General features: G+C 80.7%; 2 protein-coding genes. Both read right to left on the minus strand.

The features are described 5' to 3' along the window. Positions 1 to 1897: phosphodiester glycosidase family protein (locus GTR00_RS16885; RefSeq protein WP_166612749.1), on the minus strand; the 1897-nt coding region annotated here is incomplete at its 3' end. Positions 1898 to 1918: 21 nt separating this feature from the next. Then, a complete protein-coding gene (locus GTR00_RS16890) occupies positions 1919 to 3454 on the minus strand; it encodes a potassium/proton antiporter (protein ID WP_166612750.1) in 1536 nt (511 codons plus the stop codon). Positions 3455 to 3558 lie beyond the last annotated feature (104 nt).

A 3558-nucleotide genomic window follows, 5' to 3' on the forward strand; every position in this document is an offset into this window, starting at 1 on the left:
TCACCGACCTGCCCGGCGTGCGCAGCGCGCTGCGCACGCCGGGCAGGTCGGTGACGGCCACGGGGGTCAGGGAGGCGGTGGCGCGGGTGGCGGCCGCGCTCCAGCGCGCGGGGTCGGCCACCGGGTCGGCGGGCACGGGCAGCGAGCCGACGGCGACGGCGACCGTGGTGCGCACCGGCCCGGAGCTGAGCACCACCGGCACCGCGGCGGGCCCGGCGCCGGTGGCGGTCAGCCGCACGAGCCCGCCGGGCAGGGCCGCGACGAGCAGGTGCGCGGGGTCGGCGGTGACGGCGACGTCGGCGGGGTCCAGCGGGCCCCGGTGGCCCTCGGCGTCGCGGCCGGTGACGCGCACGTCGGCCACCGCCCCCGGACCGGCCAGCACGGGCACCGGCTCCAGAGCCAGCCCGGCGCGGTGCCCCAGGGTCCGCACCGGCAGCCGCGCGCCGACGGCCCCCGCGTCCACCCGCACCCACCCCTCGCCGGGGGAGGTGCCGCGCAGGACGAGGCGGGTGCCCTCCACCGCGGTGACGTCGGGCCCGTCGACGTCGTCGCCGCCGGCGACGAGCCCTCGCAGCGGCGCGGGCGCGCCCGAGGAGTCCGTGCCCACGACCTCCACGGGCAGCAGCGCGCCGGGGAACAGCCGCGGGGGCCCGCCGCGCCAGAGGAGGCCGGTGGCGCGGCCGTCGGCGGGCGGGGCCAGCAGCCCGACGGCGTTGGCCACCGGGCGCGGGGCGCCGTCGGAGGGCTCGCCGACCACGGCGACGCCGGCCGCCCCGCCCGGCCGGGCCACCAGCTGCGCGGAACCGCCGCCGTCGAGCATCACCGCGCCGTCGGCGCCGGCCTCGAGCATCCGCTCGGCGGTCTCCACCGCGCTCAGCCCGCGCGAGCGGGCGGTGCCGCCGTCGACGGTGAGCAGCAGCAGCTCCCCGGCGCGGCTCCAGCCGATCGCGGTGCGCGCGCGCAGCGCGGACCAGGTGGGGTCGGCGGTGTCGATCGGCGCCGGGCGCCCGTCGCGCACGAGCTCCAGGCGGGCGCCGAGGGCGAAGCCGCCGGAGCCGGGCGCCAGGGCGTCCACGCGCACGTCGACGGCGGTGCTCACCGGGGTGCCGGGGGCGGTGCCGGCCAGGGCGGCGGCGACCGCGCCGGTGGCCACGAGCACGGCGCCGCCGGGCGGCACGGGGGTGCGGCCGGGGGCGCGCACGGCGCTGACGCGGCCCCCGCGCACCTCCAGCTCCAGCGCGCCGGGCCCGGGCGCGGCCAGGGCCCGGTCGCCGGGGCCCCAGTCGGGGGTGAACAGGGCCAGGGCGTCGGGGGCCAGGGTCCGGGTGCCCAGGGCGGACAGCGGCAGCGTGCGGGCGCCGACGGTGGCGGTGCCGCTGAGGCGCACGTCGCCGACGCGCCCGGCCCACCCGGGGCCGGCCGCCTCGACGCCGACGGCGCGCTGGGTGGCGGCGTCGGCCTTGAGGGCGCGCCCGGCCAGGACGACGGGCCCGTCGGGGGTGCCGGTGCGGTCGAGGTCGAAGAAGTCGCCGTTGACGGCGGCGACCGCGCCGGCGGCGGCGGCCAGCTCGGCGGGGGTGCGCGGCTCGGAGAGGCTGCGCTGCAGCAGCGCCGGGCCGGTGCCGGTGCCCGGCGCCAGCCGCAGCAGCGAGCTGCGCACGGCGCCGGCGGCGTCGAGGGTGGCCAGGCGCTCCAGCACGAGCCCGGGGGCGACGGCGAGGGTGGTGCGGGAGAGCTCGACGCGGCCGGGGGCGGCGGCGAGCAGGTGCGCGTCGGGCAGGCCGGGCGGCAGGGCGCCGGTGCCCGCGCTGCGCCCGGTGCGCGCGGCCCCGGCCCCGGCGGTGGCGGGGGTGAGCAGCAGGGCGCTGGCTCCGGCGAGGACCGTGCGACGACGCATGGGCGGATCGTATGCGGCCCATCACTCCGAGTGAGTGCCGTGGGGTCCGGTGGACCCGCCCCGCCAGCCGGCCAGCTTGCCGTGCCGGCTGACCTGCTGCAGGCGCTCCTCCACCGCGGCGCGCTCGGCGGTGCCGGTGACCACCAGCACCTCGTCCCCGCGGCGCAGCGCGGTGCGCGCACCGGGCACGAAGGTGGCGCCGTCGCGCGCCACCAGCGTCACGTTCGCGCCCGCCGGCAGCCGCAGCTCGAACACCTCCACGCCGTGCAGGTGCGAGCCCTCCCCGACGCGCACCCGCACCACGTCCGCCGACAGGGTCCCCAGCGGGGAGACCTCCACGTCCAGCTCGGCGGTGGGGGCGGTGGGCACCAGCCGCAGCGCCCGCGCCAGCGGCAGCAGCGTGCGCGCCTGCACGAGCGTGAAGACGACCACCAGCACCAGCACCACGTCGAACAGCCGTTGCGCGCCGGGCACGCCCGCCACCGCGGGCACCGTGGCCAGCACCACCGGCACCGCCCCGCGCAGCCCCGCCCACGACAGGAACACCAGCTCCGCCGGGCTCGTGCGCCGCGGCCCGCGCGCGAACGGCAGCAGGCTCGCCAGCACCGACAGCGGCCGGCCCAGCGCCGTGAGCACCAGCCCCACCAGCAGCGCCTCGCCCACCGCCGCCGGCAGCCGCGAGGGCGCCGCCAGCAGCCCCAGCGCCACGAACAGCCCGATCTGCGCCAGCCAGCCGGCCGACTCCGCCGCCCCGCGGGTGGCGTGCCGGTGCGGCAGGCGCGCGTTGCCCAGCACCAGCGCGCACAGGTAGGTCGCCAGGAACCCCGAGCCGTGCAGCAGGTCCGCCGCCGCGTACGCGCCCACCGCCAGCGCCAGCACCGCCAGCGGGTACAGCCCCGAGCTCGGCAGCGCGGTGCGCCGCAGCAGCACCGCCCCGGCCCAGCCGCCCGCCACGCCCACGGCCGTGCCCACCGCCAGCTCCAGCACCGCCTCGGCCACCAGCTCCCACCAGGCGTGCGGGCTCTCCCCGGTGACGACCTCCGTCAGCGCCAGCACCGCGATGACCACGGGGGCGTCGTTCAGGCCGGACTCCGCCTCCAGCAGGCCCGTCAGGCGCCGCGGCAGCGGCACCGAGCGCAGCACCGAGAACACCGCGGCGGCGTCGGTGGAGGAGACGACGGCGCCGACGAGCAGGGCCAGCGGCCACGGCAGGCCCAGCAGCAGGTGCGCCCCGGCGCCCACCACGACGGTGGAGACGGCGGTGCCGACGGTGGCGAGCACGGCCGCCGGGGCCAGCACGTCGCGCACCGCGCTCCAGCGCGTGGTCAGCCCGCCCTCGGCGAGGATGAGCACCAGGGCGCCGTAGCCGAGCAGCTGCGCCAGGCGCGCGTCGGAGAACTGCACGCCCAGGCCGTCCTCGCCCAGCAGCAGCCCCAGCCCCAGGTACAGCAGCAGCGAGGGCAGGCCGGTGCGCGCGGACAGCCGCACGGCCAGCACGGCCGCCAGCAGCACCAGGGACGACACCAGGAGGACGGCGCTGAACTCCTCCAGGGTCATGCCGCACCGTACCGGGCGGGGGCCGCGCGCCGTCCGGCCCGCGCGCCGCCCGCCGGGCCCGGCCGCTCAGCCCGTGACGGGCCGCGGATCGCGCAGGTCCGTCC

It is taken from the genome of Kineococcus indalonis (assembly GCF_009906395.1).
Taxonomy (GTDB): domain Bacteria; phylum Actinomycetota; class Actinomycetes; order Actinomycetales; family Kineococcaceae; genus Kineococcus; species Kineococcus indalonis.